At 71.7% G+C, this 17,133-nt stretch carries 16 protein-coding genes; 3 read left to right on the top strand and 13 right to left on the bottom strand.

The window, feature by feature from the left end:
• Window positions 1-31: 31 nt before the first annotated feature.
• From OG792_RS09530 to OG792_RS09485, 10 genes are all read right to left on the bottom strand, one after another.
• Window positions 32-1,663, bottom strand: a complete 1,632-nt coding sequence (locus OG792_RS09530) for an aldehyde ferredoxin oxidoreductase N-terminal domain-containing protein (RefSeq protein ID WP_329108866.1) — start codon at window positions 1,661-1,663, stop codon at window positions 32-34.
• A complete protein-coding gene (locus OG792_RS09525) occupies window positions 1,654-2,949 on the bottom strand; it encodes an L-fuconate dehydratase (protein WP_329108864.1) in 1,296 nt (431 codons plus the stop codon). Before OG792_RS09525 ends, OG792_RS09530 begins: the two co-directional genes overlap by 10 nt.
• Window positions 2,946-3,779, bottom strand: a complete 834-nt coding sequence (locus OG792_RS09520) for a fumarylacetoacetate hydrolase family protein (RefSeq protein ID WP_329108863.1) — start codon at window positions 3,777-3,779, stop codon at window positions 2,946-2,948. The genes OG792_RS09525 and OG792_RS09520 overlap by 4 nt, the downstream gene beginning before the upstream one ends.
• Entirely contained in the window at window positions 3,776-4,609 is an 834-nt protein-coding gene (locus OG792_RS09515) for an amidohydrolase family protein (RefSeq protein WP_329108862.1), read from the bottom strand. The genes OG792_RS09520 and OG792_RS09515 overlap by 4 nt, the downstream gene beginning before the upstream one ends.
• Window positions 4,606-5,634 (bottom strand): aldo/keto reductase, encoded by a 1,029-nt coding sequence (locus OG792_RS09510; RefSeq protein WP_329108861.1) that lies wholly within the window; start codon window positions 5,632-5,634, stop codon window positions 4,606-4,608. Before OG792_RS09510 ends, OG792_RS09515 begins: the two co-directional genes overlap by 4 nt.
• Window positions 5,631-7,187: a sugar ABC transporter ATP-binding protein gene (locus tag OG792_RS09505; RefSeq protein WP_329111178.1), complete on the bottom strand. Its 1,557-nt coding sequence runs from the start codon at window positions 7,185-7,187 to the stop codon at window positions 5,631-5,633. Before OG792_RS09505 ends, OG792_RS09510 begins: the two co-directional genes overlap by 4 nt.
• The gene (locus OG792_RS09500; RefSeq protein WP_329108860.1) at window positions 7,187-8,194 is read right to left on the bottom strand and encodes an ABC transporter permease; all 1,008 of its coding nucleotides are present in this window, start codon (window positions 8,192-8,194) and stop codon (window positions 7,187-7,189) included. The genes OG792_RS09505 and OG792_RS09500 overlap by 1 nt, the downstream gene beginning before the upstream one ends.
• Window positions 8,191-9,267, bottom strand: coding sequence for an ABC transporter permease (locus tag OG792_RS09495; RefSeq protein WP_329108857.1), 1,077 nt, complete (start codon window positions 9,265-9,267; stop codon window positions 8,191-8,193). Before OG792_RS09495 ends, OG792_RS09500 begins: the two co-directional genes overlap by 4 nt.
• Window positions 9,264-10,349: a mandelate racemase/muconate lactonizing enzyme family protein gene (locus OG792_RS09490; RefSeq protein WP_329108855.1), complete on the bottom strand. Its 1,086-nt coding sequence runs from the start codon at window positions 10,347-10,349 to the stop codon at window positions 9,264-9,266. Before OG792_RS09490 ends, OG792_RS09495 begins: the two co-directional genes overlap by 4 nt.
• A gap of 100 nt (window positions 10,350-10,449) precedes the next feature.
• Window positions 10,450-11,505 carry a sugar ABC transporter substrate-binding protein gene (locus OG792_RS09485; RefSeq protein ID WP_329108853.1) on the bottom strand — a complete coding sequence of 352 codons (1,056 nt, stop codon included), beginning with the start codon at window positions 11,503-11,505 and terminating at the stop codon, window positions 10,450-10,452.
• 157 nt (window positions 11,506-11,662) lie between these two features.
• On the opposite strand from OG792_RS09485, the gene OG792_RS09480 reads away from it, so the two are divergent.
• Together OG792_RS09480 and OG792_RS09475 are read left to right on the top strand one after the other, a co-directional pair.
• Window positions 11,663-12,340, top strand: a complete 678-nt coding sequence (locus tag OG792_RS09480) for a GntR family transcriptional regulator (protein ID WP_329108851.1) — start codon at window positions 11,663-11,665, stop codon at window positions 12,338-12,340.
• A gap of 127 nt (window positions 12,341-12,467) precedes the next feature.
• Window positions 12,468-13,163, top strand: coding sequence for a GntR family transcriptional regulator (locus OG792_RS09475; protein WP_329108850.1), 696 nt, complete (start codon window positions 12,468-12,470; stop codon window positions 13,161-13,163).
• An 85-nt stretch (window positions 13,164-13,248) separates the two neighbouring features.
• Here OG792_RS09475 and OG792_RS09470 read toward each other — a convergent pair whose 3' ends face one another.
• Window positions 13,249-14,850 carry a flavin monoamine oxidase family protein gene (locus tag OG792_RS09470; RefSeq protein WP_329108849.1) on the bottom strand — a complete coding sequence of 534 codons (1,602 nt, stop codon included), beginning with the start codon at window positions 14,848-14,850 and terminating at the stop codon, window positions 13,249-13,251.
• A 202-nt stretch (window positions 14,851-15,052) separates the two neighbouring features.
• On the bottom strand, window positions 15,053-15,637 hold the full coding sequence (locus OG792_RS09465; protein ID WP_329108848.1) for a sigma-70 family RNA polymerase sigma factor: 585 nt from the start codon (window positions 15,635-15,637) through the stop codon (window positions 15,053-15,055).
• Between the two features lie 78 nt (window positions 15,638-15,715).
• Between OG792_RS09465 and OG792_RS09460 the strand changes: the two genes are divergently transcribed.
• Window positions 15,716-16,480, top strand: coding sequence for a zf-HC2 domain-containing protein (locus tag OG792_RS09460; protein WP_442932395.1), 765 nt, complete (start codon window positions 15,716-15,718; stop codon window positions 16,478-16,480).
• A gap of 67 nt (window positions 16,481-16,547) precedes the next feature.
• Here OG792_RS09460 and OG792_RS09455 read toward each other — a convergent pair whose 3' ends face one another.
• Entirely contained in the window at window positions 16,548-17,015 is a 468-nt protein-coding gene (locus tag OG792_RS09455) for a DUF5709 domain-containing protein (protein WP_329108845.1), read from the bottom strand.
• Window positions 17,016-17,133: the final 118 nt, after the last annotated feature.

Raw genomic sequence — 17,133 nt, 5'->3', positions numbered from 1 at the left:
CTACCTCTTTCGTACGTCGAGCCGAGCCCGTTCAGGCGAACTCGGTGAATCCCAGTTGCCGGTGCAGTTCGGCCACCGCCCCGGTGAACGCGGCCCGGTCGAGCACCGATCCGGCGTACCGGCCGGCGGCGACCGGTTCGGTGAAGAACCGGTCCGGCAGGGTGTCCGCGTCCAGCTTGATGCCGAGCCGGTGGTTGATCTCGCGTTGCAGGCGCAGCCGCCGCGCGCCGAGCGCCAGCACGTCCGGCCGTTCCCCGGTGACCGCCTCCACCAGGTCCTCGACCAGGTTCAGGGTGAGCGGTCGGGTCGGGGTGGCGGCGAACGCGCAGACCCCGAGGGCGTCCAGGCCACTCCACAGGCGCAACAGCTGCGCGGTCCGGGTCACGTCCAGCTCGTTGCGGGGACGCGGCACGGTCGCCCCGAGCCGGCGCAGCTCCGGATAGCTGTGCGGCAGCCCCTCCTCCGGGTCGAAGTCGAGGTCGTGTTCGATGATGTCGTAGCGCGGTCCGATCGGGGCGACCGCGTAGCCGAGGCCGAGGTTCGGTTGCACCCTCGGGTCGAACGGCGGCAGTTCCACGCCCTTGCTGGTCATCGCCGTCGCCGGGTTCGCGCGCGCGGAGCCCTCACCGAGCGGGTGGCCACCGGCCGCGATCCGCTCGACCGTCGCCGGCACGTCCGCCGCCGGCACCCCGGCCGCCGCGAGGGTACCGCCGAGGGACACCGGGTCGAGCCCGAGTTGCAGGCAGCGGGCGTGCAGGGCCCAGGGCTCGGCGACACCGAGGTTCGGGCCTAGCATCGCCAGCGCCTCCTGGTGCAGGCCGGCTCCGGCGTACACCTTGATGCAGTCGGTGGGGCAGCCCGGACAGGCGGCCACCCGCTGCGGCTCGGGGGCGGTGCCGACACCGCCCCGGCCGACGGTGTCGGCGAAGTTGGCCACCGGGGCGTAACCGGGCTCGGCGTCCCAGACCCCGAAACCGGGCAGTCCGTGCTGCCAGGCGGTCAGCGAGTTACCGGGCTGCGCGGCGGCGTACCACTGCGCGAGGCCGCGCAGCGCCTGCGGGTCCGCGACCGGGACCGGATCCGGACCGGGTACGCAGACCACCGCCTTGACGTTCTTCGCCCCGAGCACCGCACCCAGGCCGAGCCGGGGCAGCGGGTGGTCCCGGCAGGTGACGATCGAGGCGTACCGTACGCCGTGCTCGCCGGCCGGGCCGATCACCGCGACCGCCGCGTTGTCGCCGTACCGGGCGAGCAGGGCGTCGGTGGCGGGACCGGTTTCCATGCCCCACACGTCGCCGGCCGGTTCCAGCCGGGCCCGGCCGGACCGGACCACCACGCAGACCGGCTCGGCGGCCCGCCCGTACAGCATCACGCCGGTGACCCCGGCGGCCCGCAACCCGGCCGCGAACGGGCCCTCGGCGCGGGTCTCGGCGATCCCGCCGGAGAGCGGGGAGAGCCCGATCGCGGCGCACCGGGCCAGCCCCGGCCCGGACACCCCGGCGGCGGTGCCGGCGACCAGGGCCAGCGGCGCGCGGGCCGGCTCGGTCGGGCCGGTGACCAGGCGCCGGAACAGCTCCAGCACGGCGACCGGCCCGCCGAAACCACCGGCGTCCCGGATCGGGAAGCACTCGCCGGTGTCGAGCTCGACGTGGATCAGGACCACGCGGGCCCGTCCGGGTACGCGAACCGGGTCAGCGTCTCCGGCCGCATCTGCGCCGAGAAGCCCGGCAGGCTCGGTGCCCGGTACGCCCCGTCGACAATCACGACCGGGTCCACGAAGTGCTCGTGCAGGTGGTCGACGTACTCGATCACGCGGTTGTCGAGTGAGCCGGAGACGGCCACGTAGTCGAACATCGACAGGTGCTGGACCAGCTCGCACAGCCCGACCCCACCGGCGTGCGGGCAGACCGGTCGGCCGAACTTGGCGGCCAGCAGCAGGATGGCGATGTTCTCGTTCACCCCGCCGACCCGGCACGAATCGATCTGGACGAAGTCGATCGCGTCGGCCTGGAGCAGCTGCTTGAACACTATCCGGTTCTGTACGTGCTCACCGGTGGCCACCCGGACCGGTCCCCCGTCCGGCGTGGCATGGGCCAACCCGCGCCGGATCGCGGCATGCCCGAGTACGTCGTCCGGGCTGGTCGGCTCCTCGATCCACCACGGGTCGTACGGGGCCAGCGCGCCCATCCAGTCGATCGCCTCGGCCACGTCCCAGCGCTGGTTGGCGTCCACCGCGATCCGGATGTCCGGCCCGACGACCTGCCGGGCCAGGGCGAGCCGGCGCACGTCGTCGTCCCGGTTCCCGCCGACCTTCAGTTTGATCTGCCGGTAGCCGTCGGCGACCGCCTGCTTGGCCAGCCGGCTGAGCTTCGCGTCGTCGTAGCCGAGCCAGCCCGGCGAGGTGGTGTACGCCGGATAGCCGCGCCGTTCCAGGTCGGCGATCCGCTCGGCCCGGCCGGGCTCGGCGGCCCGGAGGATCTCCAGCGCCTCGTCCGGGGTGAGCGCGTCGGTCAGGTACCGCCAGTCGACCAGGTCGACAATCTGCTCCGGACTCAACTCCGCGAGCAGCCGCCAGACCGGCTTACCGGCGACCCGGCCGGCCAGGTCCCAGGCGGCGTTGACCACGGCGGCGGTGGCCAGGTGGATGACGCCCTTCTCCGGGCCGAGCCAGCGCAGTTGCGAGTCGTGGGTGAGCCGCTTGGCGAACTCGCCCAGGTCGTCCACGGGCTGGCCGACGATGAACGGGACGAGGGCGTCGATCGCGGCCCGGCACACCTCGTTGCCCCGGCCGATGGTGAAGGTGAAGCCGTGGCCGTCGATCCCCGCGTCGGTGTGCAGGACGACGTACGCGGCGGAGTAGTCGGGGTCCGGGTTCATCGCATCCGAGCCGTCGAGTTCCCGTGAGGTCGGGAACCGGATGTCGTACGTGTCGACCCCGGTGATGATCACGCGGCGTCCTTGACGACGGAGCGCTGCCGCCCGAGGCCGTCGATCTCGACCTCCACCACGTCACCGACGCCCAGGTACGGGAACCGCCCGGACAGCGCGACGCCCTCGGGCGTACCGGTGCTGATCAGGTCGCCCGGATCCAGCACGGTGTACTGGGACAGGTGCCAGACCAGGTACGCCACGTCGAAGATCATGTCGGCGGTGCGGGAGTCCTGCCGGGGCTCGCCGTTGACCCAGGAGCGCAGCCCGAGCCTACCCGGATCGCCCACCTCGTCCGGCGTGACCAGGTACGGCCCCAGCGGGTTGAACGTCTCGCAGGACTTGCCCTTGGACCACTGTCCACCGGAGACGGCGAGCTGGAAGTCGCGCTCGGAGACGTCGTTGGCGAGCGCGTACCCGGCGATGTGGGCCAGCGCCTCCTGCGGCGACGCCAGGTAGCGAGCCGTCTTGCCGATCACCACGGCCAGCTCCACCTCCCAGTCGGTCTTGGTCGAGCCGCGCGGCACGAGCACGTCGTCGTACGGTCCGACGACGGTGTTCGGTGCCTTGTAGAAGACGACCGGGTACTCCGGGTTCGCCGCGCCGGACTCGGCGGCGTGCGCGGCGTAGTTCAGCCCGACGCAGAGCACCACACCCGGCCGGGCGATCGGCGCGCCGATCCGCAACCCGGTGATGTCGATCTCCGGCAGCCCGGTCACGTCGGTCACCCCGCCGCCGGCCAGGAACGCCCCGTCGATGTCCCCCGTGATGCCGGACAGGTCGTAGTAGCGGCCGTCCGTGTGGGCCACCGGGCGCTCCGCGCCGACCGAACCCACCCGCATGTACTTCATTCGATCTCCAACCTGTAGGTGCTGATCGCCGTGGTGCCGAAGATGTCGTCCGGGCTACCGCCGAGGATCTCGCTGAGCGCGTCGCGTACCTGGCCGTAGGTGGCGGCGAGTTCGCAGACCGGCCAGTCCGAGCCGAACATGAGCCGGTCCGGGCCGAACAGCTCGACCGCGCTCGCCACGAACGGCCGCAGGTCGTCCACCGTCCAACCGGCCGGGTCGGCCTCGGTGACCAGGCCGGAGAGCTTCGCCACCACGTTGCGGCAGGCGGCCACCGGTGCGACCAGGGTGCGCCACTGGTCCAGCCCGGCGGCGCCGGCCGCGATCCGGGGCTTGCCGAGGTGGTCGAGCACGAACCGGCCATCCGGCAGCGCGGCGGCCGCCCGCGCCACCGCCGGCAACTGCTCGACCCGGACGACCAGCTCGTTGACCAGGCCGGCGTCGGCGACCGTACGGAGTCCGGCGCGCACGTCCGCGCGGTCGAGGTGGTCGTCGGGTTGTCCCTGCACCTGGTCCCGGATGCCGACGAGCAGGTGCCCGCCGGGACCGGCCCGGTGCGCGGCCAGGGTTCCGGCGAGGTCCGGGTCGGTGAGCGACGCCCAGCCGACCACCCCGGCGATCTCGTCGGTGGCGGCGGCGAGCGCCAGGAATTCGGTGGTTTCGGCGTTGTCGCCCCGGGCCGCCTCGACCAGCACGGTCCGGTCGACGCCCGCCGCCCGTAGGTTGCGCCGCAGGTCCTCGACGCCGTAGTCGCGCCGGATCCGGGTCAGCGCCGGTTCGGCCAGCCAGGCGTAGTCGGCGGTCCAGAGATGCTGGTGCGAGTCGACGATCACGGCGTCGGCACCTCCTCCGGCAGCAGCCCGGAGTCTTTCAGGTCGCGCCAGAGCTGACCGGGGATCGGGTGGTCGAACATCTGCGCCGCGTCGGTCACCTCGTCGGCCGAGCGGGCGCCGAGCACGACACTGGCGACCGCCGGGTGGCCGAGCGGGAACTGGGCGGCGGCGGCCCGCAGCGGCACCCCGTGTTTGGCGCAGACGTCCTGGATGGCCAGGGCCCGGTCCAGGATCGCGGTCGGCGCCGGCAGGTAGTCGTAGGTGGCGCCCGGTTTCGGGTCGGCGAGCAGCCCCGAGTTGTAGACCCCACCGGCGATCACCGACACGCCCCGCTCGGCGCAGAGCGGCAGCAGTTCGGCCAGGCCGGACTGGTCGAGCAGGGTGTAGCGGCCGGCGAGCAGGACCGCGTCGAGGTGACCGGTGCGGACGAAGTCGGCGAGCATCTCGGCCTGGTTCATGCCGACCGACACCGCACCGATCCGACCCTCCTCGCGCAACGCGACCAGCGCCGGCAGGGCACCGGCGAGCGCGTCGGCGTAGTGGTCGTCCGGGTCGTGGATGTGCAGCACGTCGGCCCGGTCCAGGCCGAGCCGGTCCAGGCTCTCGGCGTACGACCGGCGGGTGCCGTCGGCGCTGAAGTCCCAGGCCGGGGTGGCGTCGACCGGCTCGGCCCAGATCTCGTCGTTGTGGTCACCGGTGGCCGGGTCGGGTTCGCTGCGGTGCCGGCCGCCCCGGGGCTCGTCCGTTCCCGGTACCAGGAGCCGGCCGACCTTGGTGGACAGTGCGAACTCGGCCCGGGGTTTGCCGGACAGCACCGAGCCGGCCCGCCGCTCGGAGAGCCCGGCGCCGTAGAGCGGTGCGGTGTCGAAGTACCGGTAGCCCAGTTCCCAGGCCCGTTCCAGGGTGGCGGACGCCTGCTGCGCGCCGACCGCCCGGTAGAGGCCGCCGAGCGGGGCGAGGCCGAGACCGAGCCTGGTCACCTCGACCCCGGTACCGCCCAGTCGGGTCCGTTCAAATGGGTTCACGCGGCTGACTCCCCTGCTGCATCGGGCCGGTCCGGGCCGGTGCCCGTCTGCTCCCGGGCCGGTCCAGCGTGGATCATCCGGATGATCGCCTGGCTCATCCGGCTGTAGTCATGGTCGTTGGCGAGTTCACCACGAACGGTGAAATCGTTCATCACCGCTACCCGATCCGCCAGGGTCACGATCTCCGGAAGATCGGAGGAGATCAGCAACAGGGCCATGCCGGCACCGGCCAGTTCGGCGATCAGCTCGTGGAACGCGGCCTTGGTGCGTACGTCGATGCCGACGGTCGGTTCGTCCACGACCAGGATCTCGCACTGGGCGGCGAGCCACTTGGCCAGGCTGACCTTCTGCTGGTTGCCGCCGGAGAGCTGCCCGGCGAGTTGGCGCGGGGAGGCGGCCCGGATCCCGAGGCGTTCGGTGTACTCGGCCACCACGGTCCGCTCGGCCGCCTCGGTGACCAGCCCGGCGCGGGCGATCCGGCGCCAGATCGTCACCCCGATGTTGCGGGTGATCGGCTGGTCGAGGAAGACCCCCTCCTCCTTGCGGTTCTCGGTGACGTACCCGATCTTGTAGCGGTGCAGCGCCTCGCCGACGGTACGGATGCGTACCGGCTTGCCGTGCACCTCGACCGTGCCGGCGGTGATCCGGTCCAGGCCGAGCAGGGCCTTGGCCAGTTCACTGCGGCCGGCGCCGACCAGCCCGTACAGGCCGAGGATCTCGCCGGGGCGGACGGCGAGCGAGACGTCCCGGTGTCCACCGGCGGTGCTCACGCCGGACAGCCGCAGGGCCGGCGGGGTCTGCGGGTCGATCTCGCGTTTCGCCAGCGTGACCGACGCGTACGCCCGACCCACCATCAGGTCCACGACCTTTTCCTGGCTGTACGACGACAGCGGCTCGGCCTCGGCCACGCTGTGCCCGTCGCGCAGCACGGTGACCGTGTCCGCGACCGCGAACACCTCTTCCAGCTTGTGGCTGACCAGCACCACCGCCTGCCCGCTGTCGCGGAGTTTCCGGACGATGTGGTAGAGCCGGTCGGCTTCGTCGCCGGTCAGCGACGCGGTCGGCTCGTCGAGCAGCAGCACCTTGCTGTCCAGGCTGAGCGCCTTGGCGATCTCGACCAGTTGCCCGTGTGCCACCGACAGGTCGGCGACCGGGGTGTCCGGGTCCAGGTCCAGGTCGAGCAGGTCGAGGCAGCGTCGCGCCTCGGCCCGCATCCGGGCCCGGTCCACCACGCCGAAGCGGCGCGGCAGGTGGTGCAGCACGATGTTCTCCGCGATGGAGAACGCCGGGATCAGGTTCCGTTCCTGGTGGACCACCCCGATGCCGGCCCGCTGCGCGTCCAGCGGACCGGTGAGCTGGAGTTCCCTGCCGTCGAGCGTGATCGTGCCGCCGTCGGGGCGGTAGACCCCGGTCAGCAGCTTGACCATGGTGCTCTTGCCGGCCCCGTTCTCGCCCAGCAGCGCGTGTACGCTGCCCGCCGCCAGCCGCAGGCTCGCGCCGTCCAGCGCGCGTACCCCCGGGAACGTCTTGACCAGGCCCTCGGCCGTGAGCATCACGACGACCTCCGCAACAGCTTCTGCCGGACGGTGCCGAGCAGCACCGCACCGAGGACGACCGCGCCGACGATCAGGTCGATCCAGCGCCGGTTGATGTCAAACTGGGCCTGCAACACGTCCACCAGCCGGACCAGGAACGCGGCCAGGCAGGTGCCGGCGACGCTGACCGCCCCGCCGGTGAGCGCCACCCCGCCGATGATCGGCGCGGCGAAGCTCGGCAGCAGCAGGTCGTCGCCGATGCTGGAGTTCACCGAGCCGGACGAGGCGACCGTGATGACCGCGGCGACGCCGGCGAGCAGCCCGGACAGGGCGTGCGCGATGACGATCGAGCGATCGTTGGAGATCCCGGACAGTCGGGCGGAGAACGGGCTGCCGCCGCTGGCGAGCAACTGCCGCCCGGTGACCGTACGGGCGAAGAAGAAGGCGACCAGGCCGGCGACCGCGAGCGCGACCAGGAACACCACCGGCAGCCCGAGCACCGAGGCGCGACCGAACTCGCGCAGCCCCGGCGAGTAGCCCTGGAAGGTGTCGGGGCCGTTCACCCCGTACCGAAGCCCCTCGATGATGGTCATCGTCGCCAGGGTGACGATGAAGCCGTTGATCCGGGTGAAGACGACCAGCGCGCCGTTGACCATGCCGGCGATCAGGCCGACGGCGAGCGCGACCAGCACCGCGAGCGGTGCGGGCAGGCCGGCCTCGACCATGACCCAGGCGGCGACCATGGCGCAGAAGCCGGTCAGCGCGCCGACCGACAGGTTCATCTGGCCGATCGCCAGCACCACCATCTGGGAGAGCCCGATGACGATCGGTACGGCGAGGAACCGGAAGAACGCGCCGAGGGTGCCGGCGGAGAGCAGGTTGCCGCCGGTGGCGATGGCCAGGGCGACGAACCCGACCAGGGCGATCACGGCGAGGGTGAACTCGGGCCGCCGGGCGATCGAACGCCAGCGCCCGGCCGGCTCGATCCGCCCGGTCAACTCCGCCTCGCGAACAGCCGTGCTCATGCCCGCACCCCCCGACGTTCGGCGAGCACGTGGCGTACCCGGTCCAGTGAGAGCGCGACCAGCAGCACCAGCCCGATGTAGAGCTTGAGCTGGTCGAGCTGGAACTGCAACAGGTTGAGGCCCTTGTAGATGACCTGGGTGAGGGTGGCGCCGAGGACCGTACCCAGGATGCTGACCGCGCCGCCGGCGAGCAGTGTGCCGCCGAGCACCGGGCCGAGGAACGACGGGAGCAGGAACTGGTCGCCGATGCTGGCCGAGAAGGCGCCGTTGTTGGCCGCCAGGAGGAAGCCGGCGAGGCCGGCGAGCAGGCCGGAAAGCGCGTGTGCCTGCACCACCCGGTCCTTGACCGGGATGCCGGACAGCTCGGCCGCCTTGGCGTTGGCGCCGGTCATCAGGATCTCCCGGCCGAGTCGGCCGTACCGGAACAGCAGGGCGACCGCGAGCGCCGCGACCAGGGCGAACGGTACGACCAGCGGCACGTTCGGGCCGCACACGTTGCCCATGCAGTAGTCGGCGAAGGTGTCGTTGCGCAGCGCGGTCATGCTCGCCGGCTGGCTGCCGAAGGCGACCCCGTCGGTGAACCGGGTGTAGAGGATCGTGATCAGGCCGATCATGGCGAAGTCGAGCGCCAGGGTGACCACGAACGAGTTCACCCCGGTACGCGAGATGATCAGCCCGGCGAGCGCCCCGAGCAGGGTGCCGACGGCCAGTCCGATCACCAGCCCGACCGGCAGCGGTACGCCGAGCCGGTCGTACGCGAGCCCCATGGCGAAGGCGCTCATCGCGGCCATCCGGCCGACGGCCATGTTCATGTGCCCGAGCGAGAGCACCATGAGCTGGGCCAGCCCGACCACCGCGTAGACGCTGATGTCGGCCTGTAGTGGCACCAGGGTCAGCGCGGTGTTGAGGAACGCCGGCCGCAGCGAGCTGAACAGCACGACGAGTGCGATCAGCAGGATGACCAGGCCGAGGCGCGGGTTGGCCCAGAGCGGGATCCCCGGCGGCTTGCGTGGCGCCGGAGGCTCGGCCGCCGACGGCGCCTCCGGTGCGACCGTGGTGGTCTGATCACTCACTGGACTCTCCGGTTGTCGATCGCGTCGCGGTCCCAGTCGATGCCGAGTCCGGCGGCGGTCGGCGGCAGCGCGTGCCCGTCGACGACGTCGATCTCGCGCCGGGTGATCGCGCGCAGTTGCGGGATGTGTTCCAGATAGCCGCTGTTGGGCACCGCGCAGCAGAGGCTGACGTGCAGTTCCATCAGGAAGTGCGGGCAGACCGTGACGTTGTACGCCTCGGCCAGGTGGGCGACCTTCAGCCAGGGGGTGATGCCGCCGATCCGGGCCACGTCGACCTGGACGATGCCGGCGGCGCCCCGGTGCAGGTAGTCGCGGAACTGGCCGATCGAGTACATCGACTCGCCGACCGCGACCGGGATCGAGGTGGCCTGCGCCAGTGCCCGGTGCCCGGAGACGTCGTCGGCGGGCAGTGGTTCCTCGAACCAGTACGGGTCGGACGGTTCCAGCAGCCGGGCCCGCCGGATCGCCTCGGCTGCGGTGAGCGACTGGTTGGCGTCGAGCATCAGGTCGAAGTCGGGGCCGACCTCGGCCCGTACCGCGGCGAGCCGGGCCGCGTCCTCGACCGGCGATCGGCCGATCTTGAGTTTGGCGCCGGGCCAGCCGGCCGCCCGACTGGCCCGTGCCCCGGCGATCAGCTCGTCGGTGCTCAGGTGCAGCCAGCCACCCTCGGTGTCGTAGAGCGGGATGCGGTCCTTGGCGCCACCGGCGAGCACCCAGAGCGGTTGGCCGGCGTCGCGGCACCGCCAGTCCCACAGGGCGGTGTCGACGGCGGCGAGGGCGAGGGAGGTGATCGCGCCGACGGTGGTGGCGCGGGTGGTGGCGAACAGGTCCCGCCAGACCGCCTCGACCCGCCGGGGATCCGCGCCGACCAGTCGGGGCACCAGGTAGTCGCGCAGCAGCGCGAGCACCGCGGTGCCGCCGGTGCCGATCGTGTACGCGTAACCGGTGCCGGTCCCACCGTCGTCGGTACGGATCTCGACGAAGATGGTCTCCTGTTTGAGGAACGACTGTACGGCGTCGGTGCGTACGGTCTCGACCTCAAGGTCGACGAGGTACGCCTCGGCGTGGGTGATCGCGGGCAACGAGGCTCCTTCGAGGGGTGGCGGACGCGCCGGTGGTACGGGGTGAGGGGCGTGTCCGACTACCGGGCCGGCCAGCGTCTCCGCTGGCCGGCCGGGTCGACTACTGGCAGGTCAGGTACTGGCTGTCGAACGCCTTCTTCAGCTCGTCCGTCTTGGCCTGCCGGTCGGTCTCGTAGTTGTCCACGTTGGCCTTGGTGACCACGAAGGACCCGGAGTCGACGACCACGCCGGGGGTGCTGACCGTGCAACCGCCGGAGAGCTTGGTCAGCGCGTACGACCCGACGGACGCCTGTCCGACCGGGTTCTGGAGCACGGTGCCGGCGACGGAGCCGTCCCGGATGCCGGCCAGGATGGTCTGGTCGTCGTCGATCGCGATCACCTTGATCGGCAGCTTGGCCTGCTTGACGCCCTCGGCGGAGGCGACCGCCGGGTTGTACGCGGTGTTGACGATGCCCTGGATCTGGGTGCCCTTCGCGGCGAGCAGGTCGGCGACGGCCTTCTGCGCGCTTTGCAGGTCCTTGTCCACATCGGTCACGGTCTGCACCAGCTTGACCTTGCCGCCGGTCTCGTCGACCGCCTTCTGCACGCCGGCCATCCGACGCTGGGTGTTCGAGTCGACCTTGTTACCGGTCAGGTGGACCAGGTTGCCCTGCCCGCCGATCGCCTCGATCGCGGCCTGTCCGGCCTTGTACGCGGCCAGTTCGACGTCGGTGGAGAGGCAGAAGTCGGCCTTGTTGACGTCACCGGCGGGGCAGGAGGCGAGCGAGGCGACCGCGAAGCCCTGGCCCTTGAGGTCCTCGAAGGTGGCGTTGATGTTCTCCGGGGCGACCCCGAAGATGCCGAAGGCGTTGTAGCCCTGGGCCGCCAGCGCCTTGAGGACGTCGTTCTGCTTGGTCTGGTCCCAGCCCGAGGTCTCGTTGAACGCGACGTCGGCCACACCGAGGTCGGACTTGACCTTCGCGGCCGTGTCCTTCCACGGCTGGAAGTAGGGGTGGGCTCCGCCCGAGACGAGGGCGATCTTCACCTGGTCGGCCGCCCGCGTGGTCGCGCCGGCCGCCTCGTTGTCACTTTTCTTGGTGCATCCGGCGGTGGCCAGGGTGCCGAGCACCAGGATGGCAGCCGCGGCGCCGAGCCGAGTCAACGGGCTCCGATTCATGACCGCACCTTTCGCGCATATCGTGGATCCTATAGGATGTATCATGGATGTTTAGTCGATCACACTCGCTCGCGTCAAGGCTTAACCTCGAAGAAACATGCCGTCGTTATCAAGGCGTGTCGGGCCCGAGCGCGGCGACACCCGCAGGAGGAGACGGATGGTCAACCAGCAGCCGGTCCGGCCGCTGCGCCGCTCCACCCTCGGCGAAGACGTGTACGAGACGCTCAAGGTCCTGGTGCTGGAACACACGCTGACCCCCGGCGACCGGATCAACATCGACGCGCTGGCCCGCGACCTCGCCGTCTCCCCCACCCCGATCCGCGAGGCGCTGGCCCGACTGGAGGCCGACGGGCTGGTCCGCAAGCGTCCGCTGGTCGGCTACACGGTGAGCCCGCTGCTGACCCGGGCCGAGTTCACCCACATGTTCGAGATGCGCTCGCTGCTGGAGGCCGCCGCCGCCCGGTACGCCGCCGAGCGGGCCAGCGACACCCTCCGCGCGGCGATCAGCGCCGAGGCCGCCACCACGGTCGACACCGACGACGGTGATCCGGAGGGCTGGCACTGGCACGCCGCGTTCACCACGCTCGACGCCCGGTTCCACGAGCTGGTCGCCACCGCCGCCGGCAACCCGCTGCTCGCCGACGGCATCGCCCGGCTACACGCCCACCTGCACCTGCACCGCCGCTACTTCCCGTACGCGGAGACCGGCACCACCGGCGCCGAGCACCAGCGGATCGCCGACGCGATCCGGGTCGGCGCACCGGCTGCCGCCGAGGCGGCCATGCGCGACCACCTGGACCGGGCCCGGGACCGCCACCTGCCCGCCTTCGAGTAACGGGACCACCCCTCGTGGACACCCGACCGGGGTCCGAAGGCGACGGGAGAGACAACGCACGATAGGGCCATCGTCACTGGGCTATCCTCGTCATCTACGAGTTTCATCGCCCGGGCGGGAGACATCGATGGTCAATGCACCGGTGGACCGTACGGCACGACCGGCCGGGCCGGCGACGCTGGCACCACTGCCCGCCCGACAGACCCTGACCGAGGACGTCTACCAGGCGATCAAGCGACTCGTGATGGACCACGTCATCCCGCCCCGGGGCCGGCTCAGCATCGACCAGCTCGCCCGTGACCTGAGGGTCTCCTCCACCCCGATCCGGGAGGCGCTGGTCCGGCTGGAATCCGAGGGGCTGGCCGAGAAGGAACCGCTGCGCGGCTACTCGGTCACCCCGATCCTCACCCCGGCCCAGGTGGACGACCTGTTCGAGTTCCGCGGCCTGATCGAACCCTGGGCCGCCGCCCGCGCGGCACTGCGGCGCGACGAGGCCGGACTGGCCCGGCTCCGCGCCGAAGTGGACTCGGTCAGCACCCTGCCGGCCGGCGAGAGCTACGCCGACTACCAGCACCTCGCCGGCCACGACGACCGGTTCCACCGGCAGATCGCCGAGCTGGCCGGCAACCACCAGCTCCTGCGCGCGTTCGCCCGTACGCACTTCCACCTGCACCTGTTCCGGCGTCGCTACACCGCCCCGCTGGGCAGCGCGACGGTTGCCGAACACCGGGACATCGCGGCGGCCGTCGGTGCGGGCGATCCGGACGGTGCGTACGCGGCGATGGAAGCCCACCTGGAACGGGCCCGGCAGCGGCTGACCTGAGTGCGGCGCCACCGGGCCGGGAGGCTGGCCCCGACCGGCGTCCGCGCGTCCACCCCGGTCCCACGTCCGGGGTGGACGGCGGCGGTCAGCTCGACATCACCCGCTGGTGCAGGGCCGTCACCACCGACCGGGCGGAGACGAACGCGCCGTGCTGCCACGCGGTCTCGTGGCTGAGCCAGTCACCGGCGAAGTAGACCCGACCGGCCGGCTGGAGCAGCAGGTTGTATCCGGCGCTGCCGCGCGGCGGGGAGGTCCAGGCCCCCTCCAGGTAGCGGGTCCGGTCCCAGGCGTGCGAGAAGGAGGCGGACAACTCGCTGCGGTACTTCTCCCCGTGGATCTTCACGCCCTGGGCCACCGCCCGCGCCTCGCGCTCGGCCGGAGTGAGCGCGCTGTACGTCCGCGCGTTCGCGCCGGTGTTGTAGTAACCGACGATCAGCCCCCGCTTGCCATGGAAGCCGTACGACGGGTACCAGATGTGGGACAGGTCGAGGTCGGTCTCGGTGATGCCACCGTAGATCCGCTCGTCCGTCTCCCACCAACGGCTGCGGTACTCCAGGCCGATCTTGCCGGAGGCGGTGACCGGGAAGCCGGCCAGCGCGGCGGTCACGTTGGTGCCGAGGTTGTGCGGCACCCGGGCCATCAGGTTCGGCGGCAGCGTACCCACGCAGAAGTCGGCCCTGATCGACCGCTCGTACCGGCCCTGCCGGTAGGTCACCTCGACTCCTTCGCCCCGGTTGGTCACGCCGGTGACCTCGGCGCCGAGCTTGATCCGGTGGTTGCCGACCGCCCGGCTGAGCGCCCTCGGGATAGCGTCCATGCCGTCGACCGGCTGGAACATCAGCATCGCCTGGTCGTAACCGAGCTCGAAGGAGAAGTAGCGGCCGACGTTGCTGGCGAACACGTCCGACAGCGGCGGCGGACTGCCGAGCGGGGTACCGGCGTCGTTGCCGGCCCCCGGATAGGCCGCGTAACCGCGCCGGTTGGTCCCGGTGTACGCGAACCCGCTGGTCCGCCCGCCGATCGCACCGAAGCTCTGGAGGAACGACAGCAGGCGGGTCTTGTCCTCGGCGGTCAGCCGGGCGTCCAGCGCCCCCTGGTCGGTCGCCTTGGCCAGCAGTTCGGAGACGTAGCCGTACACGTCGGCCTTGGCGGTCCGGAAGCGCTGGGCCGAGGTCATGCCGGTCGACTCGTTGTAGATCCGGGCGTCGGCGTTGGCGTTGGTGAAGACCTCGATCGGCACCCCGAGTTCGCGGCAGTAGTCCAGGGTGACCATCCACTGGGCCAACCGGCCGGGGCCCGCGTTGAAGTAGGTGCCGGAGGAGAACTTCGCCTTCTGGGTACGGCCGTCGAGGTCGGTCTCGACGTCACCGCCACGGATGGTCAGGTTCCGGCCGCCGGCGACACCGCGCGCCTCCAGAATGGTGCAGTCGTACCCGGCCTTGCCCAGCTCGTACGCGGTGGCGAGGCCGGCGATGCCGCCACCGAGGATGACGACGCGCGCTGCCGAGCGGCCGGTCAGGTGAAAGTCGGATCGCTCGGGTGCGCGGAACGCGGGCGCGGCCGACGCGGCGGTCGGCGCGAGTCCCAACGCGCCCATGGTGGCGAGCATCGCGCCCGCTCCACCGCTCGCGCCGACCGCTCGCAGGAAGCCGCGCCGGTTCAGGGCGGGTGTGGTGTGGTGGCTCATACGTCCCCCTTTTTCAAGATCCGTGGGACGCCGAGTCTCTGTGCCGACTGTTACCGACGAGGCGAAATGATGTTGCCGCCGGATTTCGTTGATCTTCGATGGGTGCGGAGATCGATTCGATCGGTGCGGGATCGAGTCGATCGGTGCACAGCTCGATGGGCGCGCGGCAACGGGGTGGTGTCGCGGAGGTCGGTCGGCGGGGTCAGCCGCTGATGCGTACCTGGTCGTCCGGGTCGCCCTGGGCCCGCATCGCCGCGACCAGGTCCGCCCGCGCGCGGGCCACCCGGGACCGGATGGTGCCGACCGGACAGTCGCAGACCTCGGCCGCCTCGGCGTAGCTCAGCCCGGCGACCTGGGTGGCGACGAACGCCTCCCGCCGGTCGCGTGGCAGCGTACGGAGCAACTGGTCGAGCAGCACGCCCTCCTCGAAGCCGCCGCCGTGACCGGACCTGGCGGCGTCGGCCGCCGCCTGCCAGTCGGCCAGTTCGGCGCTGCGCGGGCTGCGGACCAGCACCCGGATGTGGTCGGCCGCGACCCGGCGGGCGATCGCCAGCAGCCAGGTACGCGCGGACGACCGGGCGGCGAACCGGGGCAGCGCCCGCATCGCCCGCAGGTACGTCTCCTGGGTCAGGTCCTCGGCCTCGCCGTGCCCGATCAGGTGCGTGACGAATCGATGTACGTCATGCTGGGTGGCCCGGATGAAGGCGCCCGCCGCGGTCCGGTCGCCGGCCTTCGCGGCCAACGCCCATCGGGTGATCTCGTCATCGTCGGACCCGGTCGCAGGCATGGTGGAAGGTTAACCTGTGGCCCCGCGGTTAGGGTTGCGGCAGTCCATGGGAACTCGACGGATCCGGGGACCGACAATATGGGTGTGGGGTGTGAACAGTATCGGGAGACGCTCTCGGCGTGGCTGGACGGCGAGGACGACCCCGCCGAGCGGCACGCCGTCGAGGCGCATCTCGGAAAATGCCAGGAATGCCAGTCTTGGGTGGATTCTGCCGCTTCGGTGACCCGGCTCGCCCGGACCAGTCTGGTCGGCGCCGGTCCCGAAATCGACGAGCGGCTGCTCGCGGCGGCGCCCGGACCGGGCCGGTTCCGACTCGCCATCGCGCTGCGTACGCTGCTCGGCGTACTCGGCGCGGTGCAGTTCGTGCTCGGCTCGGCGCAGATCGCCGGCATCGCGGGCACCCAGCACCTGCATGACCTCAGCGGCACCACCGTGCCACCGAACCATCTCTGGCACGAGTCGGCCGCCTGGAACGTGGCGATCGGCGCCGGCTTCGCGTGGATCGCGCTGCGCCGTACCCGGCCGACCGGGATCCTGCCCACGCTCACCGCCTTCGTCGCGGTGCTCACCCTGCTCTCCGCGAACGACATGATCGTCGGACGGGTCGACCTCAGCCGGATCCTCAGCCACGGCTTCATCCTGGCCGGCTACCTGATCATCCTCGCCCTGACCCGGCCGGCGCTGGATCCCGGCGAGCCGCCGCAGCGACGCCGGTCCGGCCCGTCCCGCTGGCGGGTCAGCTTCGACGCCGACGAGACCGCCGCCCCGGTCCCGCCGCTGCGCCTCGTCCGCGCCCACCCCGGCCCGGCCCACGCCCGCCACGACGACCACCGGGCCGCATAACCGCCCGGTACGGGTACGGAAGCGGGCCGACCGGGTTACGGCGGACCGGTAGCGCCGCGACGGTCGGTCAGGGGAACTCGACGATGTGCATGGCGGCCTCCTCGGCCGACGCGCCGCCACCGTCGATGCCGACGTCATTGCCGATCGAGTCGGCCTCCTCGTCCGGCCCCAGCCCCTGGTCGGGTGCGACCAGCCGACCGGCGCGCAGGTCACCGACCTCGTCCGCGTCGAGGAACTCGTCGGCCTCGCGGGACAGCGCGTCCTCGTCGAGGTCGGTCGGGAGCAGCGGGCTCTCCCACGGCGTCGCCTGCTCCGGGACCTCCTGGACGATCCGCTGGTCGAGCGACTCGCCGATGCCGGCCTCCTCGGCGGTCACGCCGAAGGCGGTCGAGCCCCGGTAGTTCTCCGGCGGGGAGTAGCCCTCGTCCAGGGCGTCGTCGAGCCCGCGGTCCTCCAGCGTGTCGTCGGCCGACAGTTGGCCCTCGTCGTGGGGGAACCAGACGTCCGTCTCGGCCGATCCATCAGGGGTGGTCATGTCGTCTCTCCTCGCTGCCCGTGGCCGGCAGATGCCCGCCGTGGACGAGCCTAAAACCACCGGCCGTACGGACCCGCCGGCCCGTACGGTCGACGGGTGCCGCCCGGGCGACCGTACG

This window comes from Micromonospora sp. NBC_01699 (genome assembly GCF_036250065.1).
Lineage (GTDB): Bacteria > Actinomycetota > Actinomycetes > Mycobacteriales > Micromonosporaceae > Micromonospora_G.
This window is presented reverse-complemented; position numbering and strand designations above follow the sequence as displayed.

Bases quoted from the DNA above. Each gene is read 5' to 3' on its own strand.
- OG792_RS09465 (WP_329108848.1), bottom strand. From the start codon at position 15,637: ATGCCTGCGACCGGGTCCGACGATGACGAGATCACCCGATGGGCGTTG.
- OG792_RS09485 (WP_329108853.1), bottom strand. From the start codon at position 11,505: ATGAATCGGAGCCCGTTGACTCGGCTCGGCGCCGCGGCTGCCATCCTG.
- OG792_RS09480 (WP_329108851.1), top strand. From the start codon at position 11,663: ATGGTCAACCAGCAGCCGGTCCGGCCGCTGCGCCGCTCCACCCTCGGC.
- OG792_RS09475 (WP_329108850.1), top strand. From the start codon at position 12,468: ATGGTCAATGCACCGGTGGACCGTACGGCACGACCGGCCGGGCCGGCG.
- OG792_RS09500 (WP_329108860.1), bottom strand. From the start codon at position 8,194: ATGAGCACGGCTGTTCGCGAGGCGGAGTTGACCGGGCGGATCGAGCCG.
- OG792_RS09520 (WP_329108863.1), bottom strand. From the start codon at position 3,779: ATGAAGTACATGCGGGTGGGTTCGGTCGGCGCGGAGCGCCCGGTGGCC.
- OG792_RS09460 (WP_442932395.1), top strand. From the start codon at position 15,716: ATGGGTGTGGGGTGTGAACAGTATCGGGAGACGCTCTCGGCGTGGCTG.
- OG792_RS09455 (WP_329108845.1), bottom strand. From the start codon at position 17,015: ATGACCACCCCTGATGGATCGGCCGAGACGGACGTCTGGTTCCCCCAC.
- OG792_RS09505 (WP_329111178.1), bottom strand. From the start codon at position 7,187: ATGCTCACGGCCGAGGGCCTGGTCAAGACGTTCCCGGGGGTACGCGCG.
- OG792_RS09470 (WP_329108849.1), bottom strand. From the start codon at position 14,850: ATGAGCCACCACACCACACCCGCCCTGAACCGGCGCGGCTTCCTGCGA.